This window comes from Caldicellulosiruptor hydrothermalis 108 (genome assembly GCF_000166355.1).
Taxonomy (GTDB): domain Bacteria; phylum Bacillota; class Thermoanaerobacteria; order Caldicellulosiruptorales; family Caldicellulosiruptoraceae; genus Caldicellulosiruptor; species Caldicellulosiruptor hydrothermalis.
This window is the reverse complement of the sequence record NC_014652.1, coordinates 2,444,848-2,469,942: the sequence shown is the minus strand read 5'-3', so window position 1 is coordinate 2,469,942 and position 25,095 is coordinate 2,444,848. Positions and strand designations below refer to the sequence as shown.

Here is a 25,095-nt window from a genome sequence, read left to right as displayed (position 1 = left end):
CAGAAAGGAGATGAATGGTTGCGGATACTTCAACTTACATGGGAATATCCTCCGAGAATTGTTGGCGGCATCTCAAGAGTGGTCAGAAGCATTTCACAGAAGCTATCTGAAACAGACAAGGTTTATGTTGTTACCATTTCAGAAGACTACGAAAGAATAGAAGATCATGGGAATCTTAAGATATTTAGAGTTCCAGTGTATCCACTAAATTCCCTTAACTTTATCGACTGGGTTATGATGATGAACATGGCACTTGCTGAAAAGGCTATATATATTGCACAAAAGGAAGGAAGATTTGATATAATCCACGCGCATGACTGGCTTGTGGCATTTGCTGCGCGCATCGTTAAGTACGCTCTTCGAATTCCCTTGGTTGCAACAATTCACGCAACAGAACACGGACGAAACGGCGGTATATACACAGATACGCAGAGGTTTATTCACAATGTTGAGTGGTGGCTCACTTTTGAGGCTTGGAAGGTAATTGTCAACTCTGTGTTTATGAAGAATGAGTGTGAAAGAATATTTAGCTTAACACCTGACAAGTGTATTGTCATTCCAAATGGAATAGACTTTGAAGAGTTTGCAGAAGCGTCATTTGATTGGGATTTTAGAAGAAAGTATGCTTTGGACAGTGAAAAGATAATTTTTTTCATTGGAAGACATGTGTACGAAAAGGGAATTCACGTATTGATTGAAGGCTTCAGAAAAGTACTTGACAATTTTTTTGATGCAAAGCTCATAATTGCAGGCAACGGACCGATGACAGGTGAGCTTTACTCTAAAGCCCACTTTTTAGGACTTTCACATAAAGTGCTGTTTACAGGATTTATCACAGATGAAGAAAGAAAAAAACTTTTCAAAGTTGCCGACATTGCTGTTTTTCCAAGCCTTTACGAGCCTTTTGGGATAGTTGCTTTAGAGGCTATGGCATCGGGTTGTGTACCAGTTGTATCTGACATTGGCGGGTTTTCTGAGATTGTAAAACACCTTCACAATGGACTTACTTTTTACTGCGCAAATCCGAACTCACTTGCCGACATGATTTTACTTGCTTTGAAAGATGACGCCCTTCGACAAAAACTGTCAAGACAAGCACAGACTGATGCAAAAGAAATCTATTCATGGGATGAGATAGTGAAAAGACTGAAAAATGTGTACCAGATGATTGTTACAGAAGCAAAAAAGATGGAATGGTTTTCAGAGCTTTAAAAAAGATGTAGGGGTTAAGAAAGGGGAGGTCTAAAAAATTATGAAGGGTGTTATAATGGCAGGCGGGTCTGGAACAAGGCTCAGACCCTTGACTGTGTCACTTCCAAAGCCGATGATACCTTTTTTCGGCAGACCTGTGATGGAGTATGCGGTAAAGCTTCTCAAAACCCATGGCATTTTTGAGGTTGCAACAACTCTTCAGTACCATCCTGACAAGATAATCAACTATTTTGAGGATGGGCAAAAGTGGGGTGTTCGTATCCAGCACTTTGTTGAGGACAGGCCTCTTGGCACAGCAGGTTCTGTCAAGAACGCAAAAGGGTTTTTGGATGAGACTTTTGTTGTTTTGAGCGGGGATGGAATTACAAATTCAGACCTCACAAGAGCTATAGAGTTTCACAAGAAAAAAGGCAGCAAGGTCACAATTGTATTAAAAGAGGTTGAAATACCTATAGAGTATGGAATTGTTCTTACAGACGAAGAAGGAAGGATTCAAAGGTTTTTTGAGAAGCCTTCCTGGAGCGAGGTCTTTTCAAACCTTGCAAACACAGGGATATATATAATTGAACCAGAGATACTTGACTATATAGAAGATGACAAACCATTTGATTTTAGCAAGGATTTGTTCCCTAAACTTTTGAAAGAAAAAGTGCCCATGTTTGGGTTTAAGATGGACGGGTACTGGTGTGACATTGGTGATGTGGGAAGCTACATCAAAGCTCACAGGGATGTGTTCAGGCTGGGTGGAATACTTGACCTTGATCTGAAAAGTCCCAAAATTTCTAAGGATTCCAACATTTCATCAAACGCAAAGATAAGTCAAAGTGTGTTTATTGGAAGTGAGTGTGAAATAGAAGACGATGTTGAAATAGGCGAGTTTTGTGTAATTGGTGATGGTGTAAAGATTGCAAAAGGAAGCAAGCTTGAGAGGGCTATACTGTGGAGCGGCAGTTTCATAGGCAAAAACTGTGAGCTGAAAAGCTGTATCATCTGCAGCAAATCCATTTTGAAAGACTATGTAAGAGTTTCTGAAAAGGCAGTTGTGGGCGAAAACAACCTTTTGAAAGATTTTGTTGAGGTTAAAGCAGAAGCCAAAATCTGGCCTGAAAAAACAATTGAGTCTGGCACAGTGATAGACGAAAACATCTACTGGGGAACAGAGGTAATAAAGAGCGTGTTTTGGGTTCGTGGAATTACAGGTGATTTTAATCAGGAGATAACACCCCAGTTTGGTATAAAACTTGGAAATTCTATCGGTTCTGTCTTTGACAAAAACGCAAGGATTTTAATTGGCGATGACTATACAGAAAAGAGCAGCGTTATTCGAAAAGCTATTGAAACAGGCTGCCAGATAACAGGTGCAAGGCTTTACAGAACAAGAGGAATAATACTTCCAATCTTCAGATACATTGTCAAGGACTATTACGATGCAGGCATTTATGTGCGCTCAAGAGGAAATAGCATAAGGATTGAGATATTTGACCAAAATGGCATTAACATTGACAAGTTGCTTGAAAGAAAGATTGAAAACCTGTTTGTCACATGCGATTTCAGGACATCCTCAAACATCAATTTTGTCAATGAACTTGTCTCATCACCGCTTGAGATGTATTTTTCGAGGCTTGAGGAGACGTTCGAAAATTCCAAGTTCAAAGGGCTAAAAGTTTGCATAGTTTCGGAAGACAAATCCATAATTTCACTTTTTGACAAGATTTCTGAGCGATATGGCTTAAAGACTACCTTGATAAGTGGTGGTTCAAAGCAGTGTATAGAGAATCTGAAAAATATGTGTGTGCAGAATGAGTATGATGCAGGGTTTTTGATTGACCGGCAGGGAGAACACTTTATCATGATGCTGGGAGACTGCACAGTGTACGGCGAAAAGCTCAAGATGCTTCTTGCCTGGCTTGAGATGAAAAAATTCGGCAATAATCATATTATACTTCCTGAGTTTTTCAAGGCATTTTTGAATGATGTGGACAGGCTTTTGAATGTACCTGTGAAATATACGGGTAATGAGATTAGAGATTATATGAAAGTTATTTTAGAAGAAGGTATTGACTACTTTTTCTACTATGATGCAATTTCATCAGTAATGCTAATATTAGAAAAACTTTCTGAGGTGAAAGATTTGATAGATAAAGTAAAGAAATTAGAGGAAGTTCATGTATGAAAATAGTTAAAATATAAAGGAAAGGGGGAATTAGAGTCTGCCCTTTCCTTTTTTGATTTTTTGCTTAGGGAGGGTAAATAATGAACAAACTTCCAAAGTACAAAGGATTTAACATGCTTGGACTTTTTGTTCCTAACATGAGCTATGGATTTTTTGAAGATGATTTTAAATGGATGCAGGAGTGGGGATTTAACTTTGCAAGGATACCTATGAACTACAAAAACTGGTATGTCGAAGGGCGGCCGGAAATAAAAGAGGAAGTTTTAGAAATGATAGACAAGGTTGTTGTCTGGGGACAAAAGTATGGTATTCATATCTGTTTGAACATTCACGGTGCGCCGGGCTATTGTGTGAATGAGAAAACTAAGGAAGGCTATAATCTGTGGAAAGACAAAGAACCTCTTGAACTATTTGTGTTATATTGGCAGACATTTGCCAAAAGGTATAAAGGGATATCTTCAAAGCATTTGAGCTTTAACCTTATAAATGTACCAAGACAGTATTCAAAAGAGGAGATGACAAAAGAGGATTTTATAAGAGTCATGACGTATACAATTGAAAAGATAAGAGAGATTGATAAAGAGAGGCTTATTATAATTGACGGTGTTGACTACGGCAATGAACCTGTTTTTGAGCTCACAAGTTTAGGCGTGGCACAAGCTTGCAGGGCATACATTCCGTTTGAGCTTACCCATTACAAGGCAGAGTGGGTTGAGGAGAGTAACAAATTTGCTGAGCCATCGTGGCCGCTTGTGTTTAAAAACGGAGAGATTATTGATAAGGATTACTTAAAAAATCATCATCAAAAGTGGGCAAGACTATTTGAATATAATGTTGGTGTTATTTGTGGTGAAGGTGGTGCTTACAATAATACACCGCATCATGTTGTCTTGAAGTGGCTTTCTGATGTGTTGGATGTTTTAGAAGACCTTGGAATAGGTATTGCTCTTTGGAATTTGAGAGGACCTTTTGGGATAATTGACTCTGGAAGAAAAGATGTTGAATATGAAGACTTTTACGGGCATAAGCTTGACAGAAAGCTTCTTGAGCTTTTAATGAAATTTTAGAGTTATATTTGTAATTGTATACAAATGGAGTCATATAAAACAAAAAGGTGACTCCATTTTTTATTTAAGCAAAGATTCATTTTGATAAGATTAAAATTAATAATCCAAAATTTTTAAATATATTAAAATTGAAGTTGCAACTTATTAAAATTTTGAGTATAATTAATTTAAACAAAGATATAAAGGTGATACAATGGATGAGAGTGAAACTATTGAACAGATGCCCTATATGTGGGTCTGGACTTGAGATAATTAAACTGAAATGTCCGTCTTGCAATACTACCATAGAAAACAATTTTGAATATAACAAGTTTATGAAGTTAACTGATGAACAGCTTCAATTTGTTGAGATGTTTTTAAAAACAAGAGGTAATTTTAAAGAAATGGAAAGAGAACTTGGACTTTCGTATCCTACACTTAGGGCAAGACTTGAAAGTATTTTAGAGGTACTGGGACTTAAAGACAGTGGCAAAAGACAGGATACAATTGAAATTTTAGAGATGTTAGAGCGCGGTGAGATTAGCCCTGATGAGGCTATAAAAATATTAAAAGAGGAGGATTAAATATTATGAAAGAAGAGATATTAAGAATATTAAAAATGGTAGAAGAAGGTAAACTTGATGCTGAAAAGGCATATGATATGATTGAAATTATTCAGAAGAAAGACTTTAGCAAAACGGAGCAGAAGAATAAAGAAAGGATACTTAAAATATTGGTAAGCTCACCAAATAATGATGAGATAAAAATAAACCTCCCAATTGATTTTATAAAGAACATGATAAAGGCGGCTGGTCCAATGTTTATTCAAAAGATGGTTTCTCAGTCAATCCAAAAAGGAATTAGGATTTCTTCTCAAGAAGGTGAAAACAATAAATCAAATTCTCAGAACTTTATTGAAGGTGTTGATATTAATATGATTTTAAGTGCTATTGAAAGTGGTCTTGTGGGTGAGATTGTAAACATTCAATCTTCAAACGGTGATAAGGTGTATATTGGGATTGAATAAATTTTATTCTTAAAAAGGTGGTTTTGAAGAATATGAGAATAATAGTGGTCAACCGCCATGAAGGAAAAATAAATATATATTTCCCTCTTTTTATACTATCCTTTTTGTTGAGAGTTACACCAAAATTTGTACTTAAACATATCTTAAAAAAAGCACAGGCAAAGATAGCGCTTGATGACATAGATTTAAGAGCCATCTCACGCGCAATTTATTCTCTTCGAAAGTATAAAGGGTTAGCTATTGTGGAGATAAAAGAATCGAATGGTTCAGAGGTGTTAATAAAAATATGAAAAAGAAAAGATTTTTTCAGTTTTCTGAGGTGTTTAAGATAATCAAAAAAAATTTCTATTTAATTATAACAGTAGCTCTTTTATCTATTGGTGCATCACTTATTAATATATCTTTAATACAAATCGAAAAAAGTCTTGTTGATGCAGGAGTCAAAAAAGATTTTAATCTATTTATCAGCACATTAAAAATAGCGCTTATAGTTATTTCGATAAAAATTCCTCTTGAATATATTAAAGCATATTTACACGGTAAGTTTTCTGAGAAAAGTTTAAAAGATTTGAGAGAAGAGGTCAGCAAAAAGCTCATAGTTTCTGAAATAAACCTTATAGAAAAAAATACAACAGGCGATTTTATATCCAGATTGTCTTCTGACCTGTCAATCATTAATGGGTTTTTGACACAATCACTCAACGATATATTATATCATCCAATTGTTTTTACTATTGGAATTGTTTATGGCATATTAGTTAGCTGGCAGATGACACTTTTTTGTTTTGCAATTATTCCATTAGTTATACTTGCTGCAGTATACATAAGCAAACCTGTTGAGAAATTTACGAAAAAGCAGCAAGATTTGGTGGGAGAGACTAATACTACAGTTCAAGATGTAGTAACAGGGGCTTTATTAATAAAGGCTTTTTCACTTGAAGCACATATATATAAAACTTTTAAATTGGGTTTAGAAAAGGTATTTCGTCAGGGTTTAAAGATAGCCAAAATTTCAGCTATATTGAATACAGTGAAAGGTTTAATTCAAATAGCACCCAGTATTCTTTTATTTTTGTTTGGTGGTTATATGGTAATAAAAAACAAGCTTACATTTGGTGGACTTATAGCTTTTGCAGAACTTATGAATATATTCTTAGCACCAATGCACATTTTACCTAATGCAATAAATAACTATAGGAAAACAAAGGCTGCTGCATCAAGAATCAGTGAGATATTATTGCATCCTGATGAAATGTCTGGCGATTTAAACCAAAGCAAGGATGATTCTGACTATGCCGTTGAATTTGAGAATGTAGTATTTTCTTATGATACATCAATGAAACCGGTTTTAGAAGGTGTGAGTTTTAAAATTAAAAAAGGTGAGAAAGTAGCAATTGTTGGGTCGAGTGGCAGTAGAAAGTCAACTATCATAAAGTTGTTACTTGGACTATACAAACCACAAAGTGGGCAAATAAAGGTACTTGGCAATCCTTTGGAAGAGTGGAATTCGAAGAGTTTAAGAGATAGAATTTCTGTTGTAAATCAGGATGTTTTTCTTTTTCCGGGAACTATATATGAAAATATTTTATATGGGAAACTTGATGCCAAGCAAGATGAAGTGGAGGAAGCTTGTAAAATAGCTAACATCCATGATTTTATTATCAAAGAAGCAGGAGGCTATTTTAGAAAAATTAGCGAAAGAGGCATAAACTTGTCAGGTGGGCAAAAGCAGAGGCTCACTATAGCAAGAGCAATATTGAGGAAAGCTGAGATTTTTATATTCGATGAGGCTACCTCTGCGCTTGATACAGACTCAGAAAATATACTTCAATCAGAGCTTGAGAAAATTGTAAATGGCAAAACAGTAATTATTATTGCGCATAGATTTTCTACAATTAAGAATGTAGACAAAATAATTGTTATAGATAATGGAAAAATTTGCGAAGAGGGAACACATAATGAACTAATTGAGAAAAAAGGAGTTTACTATAATCTCTATTTAAAACAATTTGAAGGTCAAATGGAAGGAAATTCAGTTGCTTAGGAGTGGGGCTATATGAAAAAAATAGTTAATTCAAATTTAATAAGGCTTCTTTCGTTTATGTGGAAAAACGGTGGAACTCCCTTGCTTGGAATAAGTTATATTGTTGCGTTGATGGTGTTATCATCACAGCAATTTTTGTTTAATTTTTAGGTGCTTTGGGTTTGAAGACTGTGACAGATAGTATTCTTGCAAAAGACTTAAATGGACTTATAAAAGGTCTACTTTTTGTAGCAAAATGGTTTGGTATTTTATTAATCATAATACCTATGTTTGGATATTTATTTGAATACTGTATAATGAAAACTACCATAATTATTAAAGAAAATTTATTTAAGAAAATATTAAGTTTGTCTCTGGACAACTTTGAAAAAAAGCACAGCGGAGATTTTATGTCACGTATTAACAACGATGTTGCTGTGGCAGAAGGAGCATATTCCTGGCAGTTAATGATGCTGATAATGGCTTTTATCAGCGGTATTGGTTCGGCGGGGGTAATATTTTCTGTAAACAAAGCACTGTTTTTGTATGGATTGATTATAGGTCTGCTTCATCTAACTTTTAATTTAACGTTTGTAAAACCGTTAAAAGTTGTAAGCAATAAAATTCAATCAAAGCTTTCAGAGGTTGTTCAGAGATTTTCAGATATTGTCTCAGGTGCTTTTGTAATTCGTGCTTTTATAATAGGTGAGATAATTTTTCAAAAGTTTGTTCAAGCTAATATGGCTGTTTACAAGCTTTCCTTGAAAAGAGTAAAATATAATGCTATACTGGCAGCCTATAATTATTCTGCTGGATGGCTTATATTTTTTGGGCAGATAGTAATTGGTGGATATTTGGTTTTAAAGAATAAGCTTACATTTGGGAATTTAATGATTAGTATAAATGTGATGAGGTCTTTGGTATGGCTTTTTGGTTCTGTTGGACAGTTTTTAACAAATCTGCAGAGTTCTTTGGCAGGAGCACAAAGAATTTTTGAGGTACTTGATATTGATGAGAAGCATTTGGATGATACGGAGATAGAGTGTGATAGTCTTTCTATGGTTACTGAAATAAATCAGAATAGTTCAAGTACTTGCATGGAATTCAAAGAAGTTAGTTTTTCATATAGCGAAACAAAAGAAGTACTAAATGACATAACTTTTACAGTTCCAAAATGTGCAAAAGTGGCTTTTGTTGGTGAAAGTGGTGGTGGAAAGAGTACTATCTTTAAGTTAATAATGGGTTTTTATAAGCCCCAAAAAGGTGAGATATTAATTTTTGGACGACCTATATCAGATTATACTGTCAGGGAGTTAAGAAGTCTTTTTGCATATGTTCCCCAAGATTGTTATTTATTTAATGGAAGTATATATGAAAATATTAGATATGGAAAGCTAAATGCCACAGAAAAAGAAGTTATTGAAGCTGCCAAAAAAGCAAATATTCATGATTTTATTGTAAGCCTTCCGGAAAGATATAACGCAAAAGTTGGAGACAGAGGATTAACACTTTCTGGAGGGCAGAGACAAAGAATTGCAATAGCGAGAGCTATTTTAAAAGACGCTCCAATATTGCTTTTAGATGAGCCGACATCTTCTTTGGATTCTGAATCAGAGTCTGAAGTGCTAAAAGCACTCAGTACTTTGATGGAAGGTAAAACTACATTGATAATTGCTCACAGATTTTCTACAATCAAAGATGCTGACATTATCTATATCATTGAAGATGGTAAAATAGTAGAAAAAGGCAAGCATGATGAATTATTAAGTTTAAATGGAAAATATTCAAACCTTTATTTAAAGCAGTTTGCAACAAAGTATTCTTTTTAGTTTGTTAAATTGACTAATATGAAATTTATCACATAAAGGGTATAATTGTAATGTATTAAATTTTTATTTTGATATAGGAAAGGAAAACTGGTATTTATGAAAAGCAAAATTTATATAAGATGGGCGCTTGTCTTTGTATGGATGGCTGTAATTTTTTATTTCTCAGCTCAAGAAGGGGCTGTTTCGCACCAAAAAAGCTTTTCAATAGCAATATTTGCTGAGAAATTGATAGAATTTATTACAGGTAAGGATTTGATTAATTCTAACAACAGAAAGAATTTTGAGTTTTTAATAAGAAAGATTGCGCATGTAACAGAATACTTTATTTTGAGTATGCTGTTTTACAAAGCATTTTATGAATACAACAAAAATCCAAAAAAATCTTTTATATTAACAGCTACTTTTTCAATTCTTTATGCAATTTCGGACGAAATTCATCAGGTATTTGTATCTGATAGAGGACCAAGTCCTGTTGATGTAATGATTGATTCAGTAGGGATATTTGGGTATTTTGTAGTGAAAAAAAGCAAAAATAAACTAAAATAACAGCCAAAAAGTTGGGGTATTAATTAAAGTTAAATGGCTGGCCAAACTTTATTTTGACCAGCCATTACCATTTATATTTAAACACAGTCCACATAAGAATACTACCTATTGTAAAAATCATAATTCCAATAGCAAGTCTTGTTTTATCAACTTTTTCTTCAATTTCATAGCCTCTTTTTAAAATCTTAATTTGATATGCGTGTATATCTAAATCTCCGCCGTGTTCTTTGCAAGCTCTATTAAAAATGCCCTTTACATACACAATATCACCTTTTACCCTGTATCTTCCCAGATATTTTATTTTTTTAGCATCTTCATATTTCATAAAGATACCAATTGCATTATTACCATCATGAATATTGACCCACGCAAAATCTCCTCTTTTCATTATTTCGCCAATTGCTTCACCTTGAAACTCAACAACTTTGCCATCATATTTAAAAGCATTATTGATAAGAGTGTTGCTGTCAATGGGTTTTGCAAATGCAGTTTCTTGCAGGTGTTTTATAAAAAATCCAATAAAAATTATAACTATGACAATCCAAGATTTTCTCATCATCTTCATTTCTATCCTTCCTTTGCTTCTTTAAATAGGAATGCAAAAAGCGCAATTACAGACATGAACTCAAGTCTTCCAACCCACATCATAAAGATATAGATAATTTTCAGTGCATCTGGCATGGAAGGCTGGGTAATTCCGATTGAAAGTCCAACGTTGCCAAGGGCTGAGGCTGATTCAAACATTGCAGCCTTCAGAGGATACCCAAAAAACGTACCTGCCAGCGTTCCAACAGCAAATGTTGCAATATACAAAAGTGTTATAATAGAAGCATTTCGAACATGCCTGTCTTGCAATGCTACTTCTTTTAGGTGATGAAACTTTTCAACAACAACTGCTGAATCAGGTTTTATCATCTTCTTTATATCGTTTACAAGAGCATTTGCCAATATTGCAATTCTGAGCGCTTTAATACCACCTGCTGTTGAGCACACAGACCCGCCAGCAAGCATTGCTATTACAATGAGTATAATAGCAGCATCTGACCACTCATAGAAAAATTGCTGTGAGTAAAGTGTTGCAAAACCTGTGCCTGTATGAGCAGAAATAAAATGGTAAAAGGTTTTTCTGAATGAAACCATACCGTCGAAATAAATTCCTTTTAAGGCAAAAGCACCTAAAAAACTCAAAATGGTTATTGTTGTAAAAAGGCTTTTTATTTCGGCATTTCTTATACCCTCTTTATAATTGCCTGTGAGGATAAAATAATGGAGCGCAAAGTTTATTGTTCCTAAAATCATTATGGCCATAGATATAATCTCATATGAGAGACTGTGGAAATACATTGCATTTTGAGACTGAGGAGCAAACCCTGCTGTGTCCCAACCACCAAGAAACATCCAGAGTCCTCTGAAAAATGCCATGTCCAAAGGAAGACCTATTAAAACTCCATTTATTGTCAAAGCCAAAGTCCCCAGAACAAGGTATAAAAGACTCACAGACCAGATTATCCTTGCTGTATGCATAACATTTGGGAATATCTGCTCGTCTCTTGCCTCGCCCATATATACTTTTAAAAGTCCACGCATACCCGATGACAAAAAGCTCAAAGTCATAAGTACCATGCCCTGCCCGCCAATATAGGTGATTAAATGTCGCCACATATTAAGCCCCATTGGTGCATGGTCTAAGTCCTGAATGAGAACAAGACCTGTTGTTGTGTATCCGCTCATGACTTCAAAGAACGCATCTAAGTATGAAGCAAAATGGCCAGAAAGGTACGGTGGCACAGCTGAAATAAGTGCGCCAAGTGCCCAGGTTAAACCCACCATGCTCATTCCAGCGCCCCACGAAAACCTTTCTTCCTTTGTATCCCTTCCGATAAAGATAAATATAAAACTTATAGTAAAAAAAAGTCCAATACCAATCATAAGATTAAATAACATATTCCACTCTCGGTACAAAAGCGATGTTATAGCGGCAACTATTTCTACCATACCAATTGCACTTAAAGTTTTCCCTGTCATGTAAAGGACATGGCGAAGTTCTATGTGACCATCTTTAAACTTGGTTTTGTACATCTTCTTCAGCCCTCTTCTTTGCACTTTTTTATTTATGAGCAAAAAGATAAGGGATTAAAGTAACAATAGCGCCAGCTGCTATGAAACCCAGCGCAAGGCCAATTTCTACCAGCACACCAATAAATGTGGTTTTGAGGTTTTTTTCTTTTTTCTTGAGCATTCCAATCAATCACCCTTTGTGTTATTTTGAACTTATAAGCCGTTTGAACTCTCTTTTTGCCCTTTCACTTACAATTACAAGCAGTGTATCACCTGGCAGAATAATACTGTCTCCAGACGGCACAAATGTTTCGTTTTCTCTCATGATAGCACCTATTATACTCTCTTTTGGAAACGGGACATCTGCAATCTTTTTGTTTGCAGCAGGAGAATTTTGCTGAACAACCGCCTGAAAAACTATTATCTCCCCATTTTTCAACGTTGCAAGGACAGAAAGAGGTTCTATTTCAACCTCATGTTCGATTATCTTTGCAATGATATCTGTTGAAGATATTACATTGTCAACACCAAGCCTTTTCATCACGTTTATGTTTTTAGGGTTGTTTGCCCTTGCTATGGTTCTTTTTACCTCAAATACCTTCTTTGCAAGCTGGCAGGATATGAGATTGTCCTCATCTTTTCCGGTTACAGCAATAAAAAAGTCACACTTGTGAACCTTTGCATCAGAAAGGGTGTCCAGAGAAGTTCCATCACCCTCTATCACAGTTACATTCGAAAACTCTTCAGCAACTTTCCTGCAAAGTTCTGGCTGCTGTTCAATCACAGTTATGTGATATCTTCCTCTTTCTGCTAAAAGCTTTGTCAAAAAATACCCAACCTTTCCACCGCCGACAATAGCAACTCTCATTGATTCACCTTCTTTTCAGCAACTACCATGATATCATTTTCCTGAAGTCTTATGTTTTTGTTTTTGAAATAAAAGTGTTCGTTTCGAATTATTCCGAAAAGATAGCAATTTTCAGGGAGAATTATTTTGTCCAGACCTTTTCCAATATCATCTCTCTTTGGAGTGATGTACTTGAAAAACACATCATCCTTGCCAAACCTGTGCTTGTGCCTTATCTCGCGCGAAAGAAGGATTGATTTTATATACTCAACAGCCAAGGTTGTAGGACAGATTGTCTCAAGCCCAAGAGAATGGAAGATGTCTTCTCTGAGCGGGTCATAAATCCTTGCTATTACCTTTGGTACATTGTAAATCTCTTCAGCAATCTGAGCTGCCATTATGTTTGTACTGTCATCAGGAGTTACTGCTGCCAGTGCGTCAGCTTTTTCTATTCCTGCCTGCTTTAGAACATCTTCATCAATCACAACTCCCTGGATTTTCATGCCATTAAAGTCAGGGCCAAGTCTTTCAAAGTTTTTAGCGTCAGAGTCTATCACAACAACATCGTGCCCTTCATCAGAAAGAGACTTTGCAAGTGTTGAGCCTACTTTTCCACACCCCACGACTATTATATACAATTTTTCTGCACCCCTACTTGATATTACCTTCTGAAATTCATAGATTAAATTATATTCCTTTTACAATAGACTCACAAGAGGGATTTTGGTAGAATAAAATTAATAAATACAAACTTATTGCAGCAAGAAGGAGAGAAAAAAATGGTTAAAAAACTTTTATGCGGGGCAGTAGCGATTGTCTTTTTTGTAGTTTTTTCTTCAATCAATATATTACCCGCATTTTCACAAACTCAAATTCCGGAGTGGATAAGAATAGGCGTGTTTTATGCTGATACATACAAAAAATCAAGCCCGGTGGACTCTGTAAAAATTGAGGCAAAAGGAAGTCTCTTCTTGGCTATTTCTGATGACAAAAACTTCATTACTGTTGCCGATACACAAAAAAATAGTCTCACAGTTTCAAAGGATGTATACAAAAAGAATGGCCAGGAAGGTCCAAATTATCATGTGGCAGTTGGAAGGTATATTTCATACAAAACAGCAGAGAATAGCTTAAAAAGTTTTTCTTCATTCAAAGACGCTTTTGTTGGCTTTGTAAATGGTGGGTATAGCATATTAATTGGCTGTTTTGACAATATAAATGAAGCAAGCAAACTGGCAGCAAAACTTTCTGGCGCAACCATTTTTTCTTCAGATACTATGGTGCTTGTAAAAGATGAAAATGGCAAAATACTTTTTGGATTTGACGGTCAAGCTACAAGGTTTTTGATGATAATTCCACAAAAGCAAAATGGAATTGAGAGAATAAAGATAGGCGACAGATGGTTCAGGGGCAGGGCTGAGTTTAAAAGAATAAAAGGTAGTGATATGACAGTTATAAATGTTACAAAGCTTGAAGAGTATCTGTATGGTGTTATCAGGATGGAGATTGACCCGCTGTGGCCAATTGAGGCTGTAAAAGCGTTTGCTGTTATTGCCCGCACGTATGCTGTGAGAAACCTTGGTAAGCACCAATCAATTGGTTTTGACCTCTGCCCGACAGACCACTGTCAGGTATATGGCGGTGCAGTAGATGGCACATATGGAGAAAAATGGGCAATTGCAGCTGTTGATGCAACAAGAGGTGAGATTATAACTTACAAAGGCAACCCGATTGATGCTGTGTATTTTTCATCAACAGGTGGTATTCCCACAGAGGATTCTGAAAATGTTTGGAGGTACCCTGTTGAGTATTTGAGGTCTGTTGACAATTCAAAAGAAGCAAAAAATTCAAAGTCATCATGGCTGTTTCAGTTTACCAAAGATGAGATAAAAAATATGCTCAAAAAAAGGAACATAGACATTGGTGATGTTTTGGACGTTCAGGCAGTTGAGTATACAAAAGCAGGAAGGGTTTTGAAACTAAAAGTTGTTGGCACGCAAGGCGAGTATGAATGTCAAAAAGAAGCAACACGACTTTTGTTTGGACTTTACAGCCAGGCATATACAATTACAACAGATGCGGATGTATCTGTGGTAGAGAGCAGTGGGAAGGTAAAAAAAGTGAGAATAAGCGGGCAGAAGATTTTGTTTGAAGATGGAAGTGTAAAAAGAGCGGTAGAAACTAAACAGGCACAGGATTTTATAGAAGCTCAAAATATTTTGCCACAAACTGCTGAAAGTGTGTATCTTTCGACATATGATGAGGTGTACCTGTCAGAAAATGTGGGAAGTTTTGAAAATGAAGCTCAGACATATTCACAGCAATATATAAATGTTGTAAATCCAGATGGTAGCCTTGACAAGGTGCCACTTGTCCCTACCACATACACATTCAATGGCAAAGGTTGGGGACATGGTGTTGGAATGAGCCAGTGGGGAGCAAAAGGACTTGCTGAAAGTGGTTATAATTATAAGCAAATTATAAAACACTATTACACAGGAGTTGAGATTGAAAAAAGATGAAAAAATGGAAACTAAGCGACTTTCATTATGACCTGCCGGATGAACTGATTGCACAAAAACCTGTAGAGCCGCGGGACAGTTCAAGGCTGATGGTTATTTTACCGGACGGCAGGCTTGAGCACAGAATTTTCCGCGACATAGTTGAATATTTAAATGAGGGTGACTGTCTTGTTCTAAATAACTCAAAGGTCATACCTGCAAGGCTAATTGGGCAAAGAGAAGATACTGGCAGTTTTATAGAATTTTTGCTTGTAAAGAGGCTTGATATAAACACATGGGAGGTTATGACACGACCAGGCAAAAAGGCGCGAAAAGGAAGAAAGTTTGTATTTGGCAATGGAGAGCTAAAAGCTGAGGTTTTACATGTAAACCAGGAAGAAGGCACAAGGATTGTAAGGTTCTATTATGAAGGGGTGTTTGAAGAGGTTTTAGAAAGACTGGGCAAAATTCCTCTTCCACCGTATATAAAAGAGGAGCTTGACGATCTTTCAAGATATCAGACAGTATACAGCAAAGTGCCTGGTTCTGCTGCAGCACCAACTGCAGGTCTTCACTTTACAGAAGAATTACTTGAGAAAATCTCAAAAAAAGGTGTTGAAATTCTGTATGTGACACTTCACGTTGGACTTGGAACTTTTAAACCAGTCAAAGTTGAAAATGTGGAAGAACACAAGATGCATGAGGAGTATTATGAAATCTCTGAAGATGTTGCAGAAAGAATAAACAGAGCAAAAGAACTTGGTAAAAGAGTGATTGCAGTTGGGACGACATCTTGCAGGGTTTTAGAATCGTGCTGTGATGAAAATGGAAAAGTAAGAGCCAAAAAAGGTTGGACAGATATATTTATCTACCCTGGCTATGAATTTAAAGTTCTTGACGGTCTTGTTACAAACTTCCATCTTCCGGATACTACCTTGATGATGCTTGTCTGTGCATTTGGCGGGTATGAAAGAATCATGAACGCCTACAAGATTGCTGTTGACATGCGTTACAGGTTTTTCAGTTTTGGAGATGCAATGCTGATATTAAGGAGATAAATTTATTTTCAGAAGCCCTAAAATATGTTAATTCACAATTAATAGGTGTTAGTATATAATAATTTTAAAGCCCGATAAGAGGAGTTGTTAAAATATGGATGAGATCAAACAAATGTTAACTCTTGTCTTAGAAAAGGTTGACAGCATTGATAAAGGCTTAGAAGAAGTAAAACAAAGACTTGATAAGGTAGAAGAAAGACTTGACAGAGTTGAAGAAAGACTTAACAAGGTAGAAGAAAGGCTTGACAGGGTAGAAGAAAGGCTTGATGCAGTAGAAAGAAGAATTGATGCTCTTGAGAAGAGGGTTGCCAAGCTTGAGGTTGAGACAACCAAGAATTCTATTATGCTTGAAGACCTCAAGAGAAAACTTGAGCTTATGGCAGAAATTCAGCAGTCTCACTTTGAGCAAGACAAGCGTGAACATGAAGAGCTGAGAAGATATGTTGATGGCAGATTTGCTGTTATTGAGTTTGCTATAAAACAGCTTTCAAGCGATATGGAAGAGATGAAAAAGGATATAAAAGAGTTAAAAGAAAACAGAGTAAAGATTGAGGTTTTTTATGAAATCCTTGGCAGGCATGAGGTTGAAATCAGCAATCTAAAAAAAGCTGTGTTTTCAGCAAATTAGAATAAGAGGGGCTGTATGTGAAAAATGTTTCAGCCCCTTTTTTGTTTGGTAAGATGTGATATAATTTAAGATAAGATTTTGAGGGAAGGTAGAACTTTAAGATGATAAATAGTTTTCAAGCTCCACTTTTGGGCAAACTCAAATATTTTGAGTACCTCACAGCACCTAACTCAGAAAGATACAGAACAATCATGAGATATTGTTTTTTGTGTCATTTAGAATACAAAAACAGGCTGACAAAAGAAGAGATATTCACCTTTTTAAAAAGTTTTCCACAGTTTGCAGACTACACAGAGCAGATGTGCGAACAAGATTTGAAAAGTCTTGTTGAGTGGGGAAATTTAAATTCAATTCAGGACACTTCAAAGACCAGAACTGTTGAGGAGTTTAAAAACAAAAGATTTTTATATGAACTTACACATATCGGACTTAAGATTGAAAGGTTTTTGTTTGAACTTGAAACTCAAGAGGATACAAAAGCAGAGCTAAATCCCAAACACATTGAAAAGATATTTCTCTTGCTTCAGCAGGTGGACAGTGTATTGCAAGACCCGCAAAAAAGAGCAGTTGACTGGTGGGATGAGCTAACAAGCTCTTTTGAGGAGATTGAAAATAGCTATTCTGAATATATTTCAATGTTAAAGTCGTATGAGGCTGAAAATCTCATGATAAAAGAGAATTTTTTAGAGTACAAATCAAAGCTTGTACAGTACCTTTACAACTTCTATATTATATTTCAGAACTATCTTCCAAAAATAAGATCCATCTTTTTGCAATTAGAAAACTCTAAGGTTGAAAAGCTTTTGAACTATATAATCGCTCAGGAAAAGGAACATCCCAAAAACATATTCAAAGACCCAGAGAGTATAGAAAGAAATATAAAAGCAAGGTTTGACAATATAAAACTCTGGTTTGTTGCTCCTCATGGCCAGGCAGAAAAACTTTCTGACCAGATTCAGGGGCTTATAAGAAAAGTGTCTGACCTTGCAGCAAGGCTTTCAGAGATGTCGAGTGTCAAAGTAAACAGGCAGGAAGAGTACAAACACTTAGCTAAAATATTCTCAAACCTTGATTTAGCTACATGTCACAAGCTTTCTTCAGTTGTGTTTGGTGTGCTTTTGCCGCGATACATTGCAGCCGAGGAAAAAAGACAAAGCGAACTTGCAAGTCTTAGCATTCTTGATGTTCCACCAATGAAGAGTTTGCTTAAATCAAGAGGAAGGCTTGTGAGGGAAAAGAGTAAAGTTTTGCCGGCATCTGAATTTTCTGAAGACAAGAAAAAAAGGTTTGAGGAGTATAAAAAGAAAATTGAAGAAGAAGAAAAGCTTGTTGCTCAGCTTATAAAAGATGGAAAAATTGAGTTTGAAAATCTTCCTGTTTTGACTCCACAGGTGAGGAAGAAACTTTTGGTGTGGCTTTCAAGAGGACTATCATCAGGTTTTGGTAATACAGACTCAGGGAAAAAATTTAAAGTTGTAAAACCAAAGGATGGGAGATATTGTGTTTTAAAATCAACAGATGGCGAGCTTGAAATGCCAGCGTATGTGATTGAGTTTGTCGAATAAAGAAAGGCAGGAAAGTTTTAAAATGCAAAGTGCACTTTTAAAATTGCTTGAAAACTTTTGGATTTTAAAAGAAAAAGACGTTGAAAGCTATTATGAGTGTAAAAACATTGGCAAAGACTTAAAAGACTTTATAGTCACAAAACTGGGACTTAAGTTCTATGCTACATCTGACATGGTCAGACTTGAAAAGGTACCACTTGTTCCAAGAGAGTACATGGGTATTATGGAGTTTGAAGAGCCAAAAGACTATGTGTTTTTCTGTCTTGTTCTTGCATTTTTAGAGGACAAAGGAAAAGATACTCAGTTTTTGCTTGAGGATATCACCCAGTATATACGGTCGAATTATCCTTACGAGGAAATTGACTGGACTATGTATTCTGATAGAAGGTCACTTATAAGAGTTCTTAAGTTTTGCGAAAAGATGGGGCTAATTAAAATAGATGATGGCAATCAAGAGTTGTTTGTGGAAAGAGCTGATGTAGATGTACTTTATGAATCAACAGGGCTATCAAAATACTTTATGAGGACATTTCCTAAAAGCTTTGTTGAGTATTCGTCAGCTGAAGAAATTTTAAACAGCGAGTTTGAGTTTACAAATGGACTTTCTGACCAAATCACTGATATAAAGAGAATAAAAGCATACAGAGGACTTTTGATAGATGGCATTGTGGATTTTGAGAGTGAAGCGCCACTTTATTACATTAAAAGACAAAAGACAACAATTTTACAAGACCTTGAAAAGTTTTTGCCAGAGCTTGAACTTCACCTGTTCAAGTCGTTTGCATATATTAGCGTTGAGGGAGACTGCAGATATACTTATCCTGACAATTCAAATATGTGCGATGTGCTGCTTTTGTGTTCAAAAGAGATTCTTGAAAGGGTAGAAAAAGGTGAGTTGAGACTTTCACCTTCACATGAGATGCTTGAAATTTCGCTTGACCATTTTAAGCTAATTATAGATGATGTCAGAAAAAAATACGGAAATTTTTGGAACAAAGAGTGGAGGGAAAAGTCAACAGAGAAAATATTTGAAGAGCTTTTAGAGTTTTTACAGCTTCACAATTTTGCAAAGACAAATGACGATGGATATCTTGTCATATCCCCTATTTTTTTAAGAGTTGTTGGTGAGTATCAGGACTATGATACAAATGGTCAGCTTTCCGAGAAAAATAACAGCACCGAGAAAGCTTTTGAGGATATAGAGGATATAAATGTGGATGGAGGTTTATATTTTGAAGATGAGCAAGGAAAATAGATGGGTGATGAACAGAGCCGGAGTTTTCAACTACTGGTACTATGACGAGGAGTATTTTGACTTTTACGATGGCAGGATGCTTATTCGTGGTGCTAATGCTTCGGGTAAATCTGTTACAATGCAAAGTTTTATTACCCTGCTTTTGGATGGCAACTACCACCCATCCAGGCTTGACTCTTTTGGGTCAAATGCGCGAAAGCTTGAAGATTATGTTCTTGGCGATCAGGGGCCGGGTCAGAAAAACGAGGCAATAGCCTATCTTTTTCTTGAGTTTAAAAAACAAAATGTATTTGTATCCGTAGGCATGGGAATAAGGGCAAAAAGAGGCACGAGCCCTGATACGTGGTATTTTGTTCTAACAGACGGAAGAAGGTTTGGAGTTGACATTTTCTTTTATGAAAAGATAGGCGACCAAAAAATTCCACTTACCAAGAAGAAGTTTGAAAACCTGATAGGAGATGGTGGTAAGGTCTTTACAAGCAGAAAGGATTATATGGAGGAAGTTAACAAGATCTTGTTTGGCTTTGAAAATATAGAGGACTTTGAAAATTTGATAGACTTGATTGTTCGAATTAGAACGCCAAAACTTTCGAGGGATATAAAACCTGATACTGTTTGCAGGATGCTGCAAGAGTCGCTTCCTGCCCTATCTGAGTCAGACTTGCGTAGCCTTTCTGACTCCATAGAAAACATGGACAAGATTCAAACAGAGCTGAAAAATCTTGAGATCATAAAAGATGTGCTGGAAAAGTTAAAAAAGGTTTATGATGAGTACAACCAGCTTCTGCTTGCGCAAAGTATACTTAGCGTGCTAGAAAAAAGCAAAGAGTATTTGAGCCTTAAAAAAGAGCTTGAAAAAGCTCAAACTGAGGTTGAGAAAAATAGAGAAGAAAAGCTTAAGATAGAAGAAAAAATAGAAGAGCTTAAAAAAGAGCAAGAGTCTTTGACATTGAGGCTTGAAAGTATAAAAGAAAGTGACATATTCAAGCTTCAAAAAGAGCTTTTAAATATAAAAGAAGAGCTCAGAGAACTTGAGGAGCAGAAAAACAAAAAGCTTTCCCAGATAAATTCAGCTTCACAAAAACTTGAAAAGGAAAGACAGCAGCTTATCGCTTTAGAAGAAGAGCTTGAAAAGTACAAAAGAAAAATAAAAGATAGCGTCAAAGAAGGCAAATTGCTAATCGAATCAATTGGTTTTCAGAGATTTTTAGAAACGCTTGATATGTATCTTCTTGAGCAGGGAAGCCTTGACATTTTAAAGGATGAGCTTTCATCTTTCTTATCTCAGGTTGAGATTGCACTTAAAAATTATGAAAAGTTAAGTGAAATCAAGAAAGATTTGGATGGCTTTTATAAAGAGCTTGATATGAACAGAGCAGAAGCACAAAAGGTGGAGGAAGAGATACAAAATCTTTTGCTTCAGCTTGAGGAAGTAAAAAATAATCTGAAGAATGCTATTTCTATTTACTTTGAACAAAATGAGGTTTTCAAAGCTTTAGATGAGCAGAGAACAGCAATTTTCCAGGCGATAAATAGTTGTGAGAAAAAAGGAGATTATGGCAGAATATATTCGACTTTAGATGATATTTATAACTTTCATTATCTTGCTATCTCAGATACAATAAGAAGGCTTGAATTTGAGATAGAAGTTTTGAATAACCAGATTAAAGCTAAGAAAGAAGAGATTGAGAGGATTAAAAGCCAGAAGGATGATGAGGTTATACTTTCATCCCAGCAAAAGAAGGTAAGAGACAGGCTTTTGCAAAAAGGGGTGCCATTTATACCTTTTTATATGGCTGTGGATTTTAAAGACGGTGTGGACGAAAAAAAGAAAGCTATCATTGAAGATGCGCTAAATTCTCTTGGTATTTTGAATGCTTTGATTGTGCCAGAAAAGTACAGAGATGTTCTTTCGGACCTTATGGATGATGAAAAAGAAATGATTTTAATTTCAAAACCTGCGTATTTTTCACACACGCTAAACCAGTTTTTAGAGGTTGCCAACTTTGACGGACCTATTGAGCTAAAACAGGAAGTGGCAGCTGTGATTGACAGCATTTTTGCTACCGAAAAAGATGATGGTATTTACATCTGCGAGGATGGAATGTTTGGCAGTAGCATTTTAAGAGGCAGAACAACCACATGCGAAAATGCAAGGTTTATTGGCATTGAAAATAGAAGAAGGTACAGGCAGATGCTAATATCACAGCTTGAAGATGAAGTGCAGAAGCTTTCAGTTGAATTAGATAACAAAAAACAGGAAAGAAATGCACAGAAAAATTTGGTTGAGAAGCTAAAAAACGAGAGAAACAGCTTTCCTTCATTGGTTGACCTTGACACTGCGTTTGAGATGATTGAGGAGAGAGAAAACCACAAATCAAAACTTCAAAAAGAGATAGAGTTTTTAGAAAAGAAGATAAGAGAGCTTTTGGGAAGAGAAAATAGTTTAAAGCATGAGATTTCTGTCATTGCAACAAAACTTTCTGTCACAGCTACGAAGGATAATTTTTTTAAGCTAAGCCAAGAAGCTCAAAAACTTAAAAGTGTACTTGTTAATTTAGAAAACGAGGTTGAAAAAGAAAAATTAGTTTCAAGGACAACAGATTCAAAAAGAGAACAAATTGTACAAATAGAAGAAAGTCTGCAGAATTTAAGTTTTGACATTCAGAGTCTAAAAACAAGGTGGGAAAGCTTAAGTTTAAAGAAAGCTGAAATTGAAAAAAGGCTTTCAAGCGATGATGCTCAAAAGCTTTTTGAAGACCAGCAAAAGGCAATTGAGCGTCTTGATAGTATTCCTAAGGAGATAGAGAGCTTTAACAAAAATCTTCAGGAGATAGTTGCAAAAATTTCGCGACATGAAGTGCTGATTGAGACAAAAGCTTTGCAGCTTGAAAAAGCCAAAATAGAGTACACAAATAGCCTTGAAGTGTTGAAGATTGAACTTTCTTTTGGTTTTGTATGGGAGGAAGAAAATCTTGAGGATGAGAGCAAACTTTTAGAGTTTGCAAAGGAAAAAAGTAGCTTTGCTAATGAATTTAAATCCAAGGATTTGAACCAGGTTTTTGAAAGGCTCATTTCTGCACACTATGAAGCTCAAGTGCAGCTTGCAGAGTTTGGAGCAAATCTTTACCTCAAAGAGGATGAAAAAACGGGATATGCAAGATATGTGTGGACAGCAAAGAAGGACGGAAGATTGCTTTCACTTTATGAATTTTTAGAGAGAATAGATTCTGAAATAATCGAGAAGAAAAATCTTATCACCCAGCAGGAAAGAGAGCTTTTTGAAGAGGTTTTGATAAAAGACATTGGACGGAGAATCTCAAGTAAGATAATGCTTGCACAGGACTGGGTAAAGAGAATGAATGCGCTGATGGACGGCATGGACTTGTCAGGTGATCTTAAGTTCAGACTTTCGTGGGAGCAGAAAAAGCAGGAACTTGAAGATGAGCTTTCAACTGCGGAGTTGATAGGACTCATGAGCAAAGACTTGTCTATTGCAACTGATGAAGACAAACAAAAGGTTGTGAGACACTTCAGGGCACGTATTGAAAGGGCAAAAAGACTTCAGGACTCACCCGACAGTTTTCGAAGTCTTTATGAGGTAATGAAAGAGATTTTGGATTACAGGCAGTGGTTTGAGTTCAGGCTCTATTATCAAAGAGGTACGGAAAACAGAAGAGAGCTTACAAACAACGCATACGACAAGTTTTCTGGGGGCGAAAAAGCACTTTCCATTTATGTTCCTCTTTTGGCAGCGCTATGTGCAAAGTACCAGAGCGCTGCAAGCTTTGCACCGCGCATAATTGCGCTTGATGAGGCGTTTGCCGGCGTTGATGAGAACAACATTGAAAAGATGTTTGACCTGATAGAAAGTTTGGAGTTTGACTATATCATGAACTCTCAGATTCTGTGGGGAGATTACAAAACAGTGCCAGGACTTTGCATTTATGAACTTATTTCAGACCGAAACAAAGGCTGTGTTCTCAAAGTAAAATACATCTGGAACGGGTACAAGAAGGTGTTGGTGGAGATATGAGCGATGAAAAGCTTTTACAAGAGTGCATAGAATACTTTTCGCACAAGGGTTTTTCGCGTGTGCTGGAGCTCATTTACAACAAATACAGGTCGCTTGGCAGGTTTTCAGGCAAGGTTGTGCTGGAAAACCCACAGCCAATTGAAAAAGAGATGCTTTCGCGCTATCTTGGAAGAATTGTCAGCGGTGACAGGGTGGTTGTCAATGTAAAAGAGTTTGCACAAAAGAGGTTTGAGCAGACCAAATTTTCTTCGCTTGATTTTAAAGATGTGCTTTCACATGTTCTAAAAAAAGATATTTTAACAAAAAAAGAAGAAAAAGAGAGCAGACAAAAGCAACTTTCAGGCTTTCTTGAAAAGTTAGAAAAACAGTTGGCAAACGGCGCAGATAGTGAGTGTGTATTTCAAGCTGTAAAAGAAAATTTCAAACAGTTTGAAGGGTATTTTAAGAAGTATTCTGAAGAAAAACTTTTGAACATTTTAAAAGTATGCTTAAAAGCTGCCGCAACAAAGCCAGAAAGAATAGAAAGTCTTGCGGTGTTTGCAACTAAAATGGCGCATGACCCTCATTTTTTTGACGAAGACCGCGACAGTGGCAAGATATTTTTAAGGATTTTAAGCCTGGTAAAAAATGTTGAATATCCAAAGTCTTCAGAGGAAAAAGCTGAACTTTTGTACATGCACAACATCATCATAGACGAGCTTTCAAACTGGTGTTTGATGTATGCCATAGGCGCAATATCAGAAAACGCAGCAGAAGATGAAGCGCTCAAAAGTTTTGCTTTGCAAAAAAAGCCGGTGATTCTGCCTCTTTATACCATTAAGGATTACAAGCAGTTTTTTGGATATTCAAAGAAAATTGTGGTTGTAGAAAACCCTGCTGTGTTTTCAATGCTGATGCAAGCTTGCAGTGATATTTCTCTCATTTGTACAAACGGGCAGCTAAGACTTTCTACAAAGATTGTACTTGAAAGCCTTTCAAAAGAAGGCTTTACTATATTTTACTCAGGCGACTTTGACCCTGAAGGGCTCTTGATAGCAGACAGGATTATTCAAAACTACAATGCAGTTCCTGTTTGCATGGATAAAGAAAGCTACCTTTTGTCTTTATCTAAAAACAAGATTTCTCAAAAGAGGCTTGTGATGCTCCGAAACGTAAAAAGCCCAGAGCTTTTTGATGTATGCAGTAAAATGAGAGAATTAAAGCTTTCGGGGTATCAGGAAAGGATAGTTGATAGAATTGTTGAAAAGTTAAAAAGTTAATATTTTTCGATAATCCAAATGATGCCCAAAAG

The 25,095-nt window shown here is 36.1% G+C and carries 22 protein-coding genes; 17 read left to right on the top strand and 5 right to left on the bottom strand.

The genetic code is table 11. From position 1 onward, the window contains the following. Positions 1-18 precede the first annotated feature (18 nt). The 10 genes from CALHY_RS12015 (at position 19) to CALHY_RS11975 (ending at position 9,856) form a co-directional block, all read left to right on the top strand. Positions 19-1,212: a glycosyltransferase family 4 protein gene (locus tag CALHY_RS12015; RefSeq protein ID WP_013404209.1), complete on the top strand. Its 1,194-nt coding sequence runs from the start codon at positions 19-21 to the stop codon at positions 1,210-1,212. 40 nt (positions 1,213-1,252) lie between these two features. Further along, positions 1,253-3,385 carry a sugar phosphate nucleotidyltransferase gene (locus CALHY_RS12010; RefSeq protein WP_013404208.1) on the top strand — a complete coding sequence of 711 codons (2,133 nt, stop codon included), beginning with the start codon at positions 1,253-1,255 and terminating at the stop codon, positions 3,383-3,385. A gap of 80 nt (positions 3,386-3,465) precedes the next feature. Beyond that, positions 3,466-4,452, top strand: a complete 987-nt coding sequence (locus CALHY_RS12005) for a glycoside hydrolase family 5 protein (protein WP_013404207.1) — start codon at positions 3,466-3,468, stop codon at positions 4,450-4,452. Positions 4,453-4,649: 197 nt separating this feature from the next. Further along, on the top strand, positions 4,650-5,015 hold the full coding sequence (locus tag CALHY_RS12000) for a DUF2089 domain-containing protein (protein WP_013404206.1): 366 nt from the start codon (positions 4,650-4,652) through the stop codon (positions 5,013-5,015). Positions 5,016-5,020: 5 nt separating this feature from the next. Continuing rightward, a complete protein-coding gene (locus CALHY_RS11995; protein ID WP_013404205.1) occupies positions 5,021-5,458 on the top strand; it encodes an SHOCT-like domain-containing protein in 438 nt (145 codons plus the stop codon). A 32-nt stretch (positions 5,459-5,490) separates the two neighbouring features. Further along, positions 5,491-5,748, top strand: a complete 258-nt coding sequence (locus tag CALHY_RS11990) for a hypothetical protein (RefSeq protein ID WP_013404204.1) — start codon at positions 5,491-5,493, stop codon at positions 5,746-5,748. Beyond that, positions 5,745-7,502, top strand: a complete 1,758-nt coding sequence (locus CALHY_RS11985; RefSeq protein ID WP_013404203.1) for an ABC transporter ATP-binding protein — start codon at positions 5,745-5,747, stop codon at positions 7,500-7,502. The genes CALHY_RS11990 and CALHY_RS11985 overlap by 4 nt, the downstream gene beginning before the upstream one ends. 12 nt (positions 7,503-7,514) lie before the next feature. Continuing rightward, positions 7,515-7,652, top strand: a complete 138-nt coding sequence (locus CALHY_RS13955; protein ID WP_238524539.1) for a hypothetical protein — start codon at positions 7,515-7,517, stop codon at positions 7,650-7,652. Between the two features lie 20 nt (positions 7,653-7,672). Continuing rightward, positions 7,673-9,310 (top strand): ABC transporter ATP-binding protein, encoded by a 1,638-nt coding sequence (locus CALHY_RS11980; RefSeq protein WP_238524613.1) that lies wholly within the window; start codon positions 7,673-7,675, stop codon positions 9,308-9,310. Between the two features lie 96 nt (positions 9,311-9,406). Further along, positions 9,407-9,856 (top strand): VanZ family protein, encoded by a 450-nt coding sequence (locus CALHY_RS11975; RefSeq protein WP_013404202.1) that lies wholly within the window; start codon positions 9,407-9,409, stop codon positions 9,854-9,856. 64 nt (positions 9,857-9,920) lie between these two features. Here CALHY_RS11975 and CALHY_RS11970 read toward each other — a convergent pair whose 3' ends face one another. From CALHY_RS11970 to CALHY_RS11955, 5 genes are read right to left on the bottom strand one after another with little or no spacing between them, the layout of a single operon-like run. Further along, positions 9,921-10,415: a hypothetical protein gene (locus tag CALHY_RS11970; protein ID WP_013404201.1), complete on the bottom strand. Its 495-nt coding sequence runs from the start codon at positions 10,413-10,415 to the stop codon at positions 9,921-9,923. Between the two features lie 8 nt (positions 10,416-10,423). Next, positions 10,424-11,935, bottom strand: a complete 1,512-nt coding sequence (locus tag CALHY_RS11965; RefSeq protein ID WP_013404200.1) for a TrkH family potassium uptake protein — start codon at positions 11,933-11,935, stop codon at positions 10,424-10,426. Positions 11,936-11,963: 28 nt separating this feature from the next. Then, entirely contained in the window at positions 11,964-12,095 is a 132-nt protein-coding gene (locus CALHY_RS14045) for a hypothetical protein (RefSeq protein ID WP_269011617.1), read from the bottom strand. A 21-nt stretch (positions 12,096-12,116) separates the two neighbouring features. Further along, entirely contained in the window at positions 12,117-12,782 is a 666-nt protein-coding gene (locus CALHY_RS11960; protein WP_013404199.1) for an NAD-binding protein, read from the bottom strand. Beyond that, the gene (locus CALHY_RS11955; RefSeq protein ID WP_013404198.1) at positions 12,779-13,399 is read right to left on the bottom strand and encodes a potassium channel family protein; all 621 of its coding nucleotides are present in this window, start codon (positions 13,397-13,399) and stop codon (positions 12,779-12,781) included. Before CALHY_RS11955 ends, CALHY_RS11960 begins: the two co-directional genes overlap by 4 nt. Before the next feature lie 141 nt (positions 13,400-13,540). Between CALHY_RS11955 and CALHY_RS11950 the strand changes: the two genes are divergently transcribed. The 7 genes from CALHY_RS11950 (at position 13,541) to CALHY_RS11920 (ending at position 25,063) form a co-directional block, all read left to right on the top strand. Continuing rightward, on the top strand, positions 13,541-15,283 hold the full coding sequence (locus tag CALHY_RS11950) for a SpoIID/LytB domain-containing protein (RefSeq protein ID WP_013404197.1): 1,743 nt from the start codon (positions 13,541-13,543) through the stop codon (positions 15,281-15,283). Beyond that, complete coding sequence (gene queA / locus CALHY_RS11945; protein ID WP_013404196.1) at positions 15,280-16,320, top strand: tRNA preQ1(34) S-adenosylmethionine ribosyltransferase-isomerase QueA; 1,041 nt, start codon at positions 15,280-15,282, stop codon at positions 16,318-16,320. Before CALHY_RS11950 ends, queA begins: the two co-directional genes overlap by 4 nt. 94 nt (positions 16,321-16,414) lie before the next feature. Then, on the top strand, positions 16,415-16,948 hold the full coding sequence (locus CALHY_RS11940) for a coiled-coil domain-containing protein (RefSeq protein ID WP_013404195.1): 534 nt from the start codon (positions 16,415-16,417) through the stop codon (positions 16,946-16,948). A gap of 101 nt (positions 16,949-17,049) precedes the next feature. Next, a complete protein-coding gene (locus tag CALHY_RS11935; protein WP_013404194.1) occupies positions 17,050-18,513 on the top strand; it encodes a TIGR02677 family protein in 1,464 nt (487 codons plus the stop codon). A gap of 22 nt (positions 18,514-18,535) precedes the next feature. Then, positions 18,536-19,768 carry a TIGR02678 family protein gene (locus CALHY_RS11930; RefSeq protein WP_013404193.1) on the top strand — a complete coding sequence of 411 codons (1,233 nt, stop codon included), beginning with the start codon at positions 18,536-18,538 and terminating at the stop codon, positions 19,766-19,768. Continuing rightward, positions 19,752-23,804 (top strand): TIGR02680 family protein, encoded by a 4,053-nt coding sequence (locus tag CALHY_RS11925; RefSeq protein WP_013404192.1) that lies wholly within the window; start codon positions 19,752-19,754, stop codon positions 23,802-23,804. Before CALHY_RS11930 ends, CALHY_RS11925 begins: the two co-directional genes overlap by 17 nt. Continuing rightward, positions 23,801-25,063 (top strand): TIGR02679 domain-containing protein, encoded by a 1,263-nt coding sequence (locus CALHY_RS11920; protein WP_013404191.1) that lies wholly within the window; start codon positions 23,801-23,803, stop codon positions 25,061-25,063. Before CALHY_RS11925 ends, CALHY_RS11920 begins: the two co-directional genes overlap by 4 nt. Positions 25,064-25,095: the final 32 nt, after the last annotated feature.

Coding starts and splice junctions, on each gene's coding strand:
- CALHY_RS11930 (WP_013404193.1), top strand. CDS start 18,536: ATGCAAAGTGCACTTTTAAAATTGCTTGAAAACTTTTGGATTTTAAAA.
- CALHY_RS11920 (WP_013404191.1), top strand. CDS start 23,801: ATGAGCGATGAAAAGCTTTTACAAGAGTGCATAGAATACTTTTCGCAC.
- CALHY_RS14045 (WP_269011617.1), bottom strand. CDS start 12,095: ATGCTCAAGAAAAAAGAAAAAAACCTCAAAACCACATTTATTGGTGTG.
- CALHY_RS13955 (WP_238524539.1), top strand. CDS start 7,515: ATGAAAAAAATAGTTAATTCAAATTTAATAAGGCTTCTTTCGTTTATG.
- CALHY_RS11925 (WP_013404192.1), top strand. CDS start 19,752: ATGAGCAAGGAAAATAGATGGGTGATGAACAGAGCCGGAGTTTTCAAC.
- CALHY_RS11950 (WP_013404197.1), top strand. CDS start 13,541: ATGGTTAAAAAACTTTTATGCGGGGCAGTAGCGATTGTCTTTTTTGTA.
- CALHY_RS12005 (WP_013404207.1), top strand. CDS start 3,466: ATGAACAAACTTCCAAAGTACAAAGGATTTAACATGCTTGGACTTTTT.
- CALHY_RS11990 (WP_013404204.1), top strand. CDS start 5,491: ATGAGAATAATAGTGGTCAACCGCCATGAAGGAAAAATAAATATATAT.
- CALHY_RS11975 (WP_013404202.1), top strand. CDS start 9,407: ATGAAAAGCAAAATTTATATAAGATGGGCGCTTGTCTTTGTATGGATG.
- CALHY_RS12000 (WP_013404206.1), top strand. CDS start 4,650: ATGAGAGTGAAACTATTGAACAGATGCCCTATATGTGGGTCTGGACTT.
- queA (WP_013404196.1), top strand. CDS start 15,280: ATGAAAAAATGGAAACTAAGCGACTTTCATTATGACCTGCCGGATGAA.
- CALHY_RS12010 (WP_013404208.1), top strand. CDS start 1,253: ATGAAGGGTGTTATAATGGCAGGCGGGTCTGGAACAAGGCTCAGACCC.
- CALHY_RS11995 (WP_013404205.1), top strand. CDS start 5,021: ATGAAAGAAGAGATATTAAGAATATTAAAAATGGTAGAAGAAGGTAAA.
- CALHY_RS11965 (WP_013404200.1), bottom strand. CDS start 11,935: ATGTACAAAACCAAGTTTAAAGATGGTCACATAGAACTTCGCCATGTC.
- CALHY_RS11970 (WP_013404201.1), bottom strand. CDS start 10,415: ATGATGAGAAAATCTTGGATTGTCATAGTTATAATTTTTATTGGATTT.
- CALHY_RS11940 (WP_013404195.1), top strand. CDS start 16,415: ATGGATGAGATCAAACAAATGTTAACTCTTGTCTTAGAAAAGGTTGAC.
- CALHY_RS11960 (WP_013404199.1), bottom strand. CDS start 12,782: ATGAGAGTTGCTATTGTCGGCGGTGGAAAGGTTGGGTATTTTTTGACA.
- CALHY_RS11935 (WP_013404194.1), top strand. CDS start 17,050: ATGATAAATAGTTTTCAAGCTCCACTTTTGGGCAAACTCAAATATTTT.
- CALHY_RS11985 (WP_013404203.1), top strand. CDS start 5,745: ATGAAAAAGAAAAGATTTTTTCAGTTTTCTGAGGTGTTTAAGATAATC.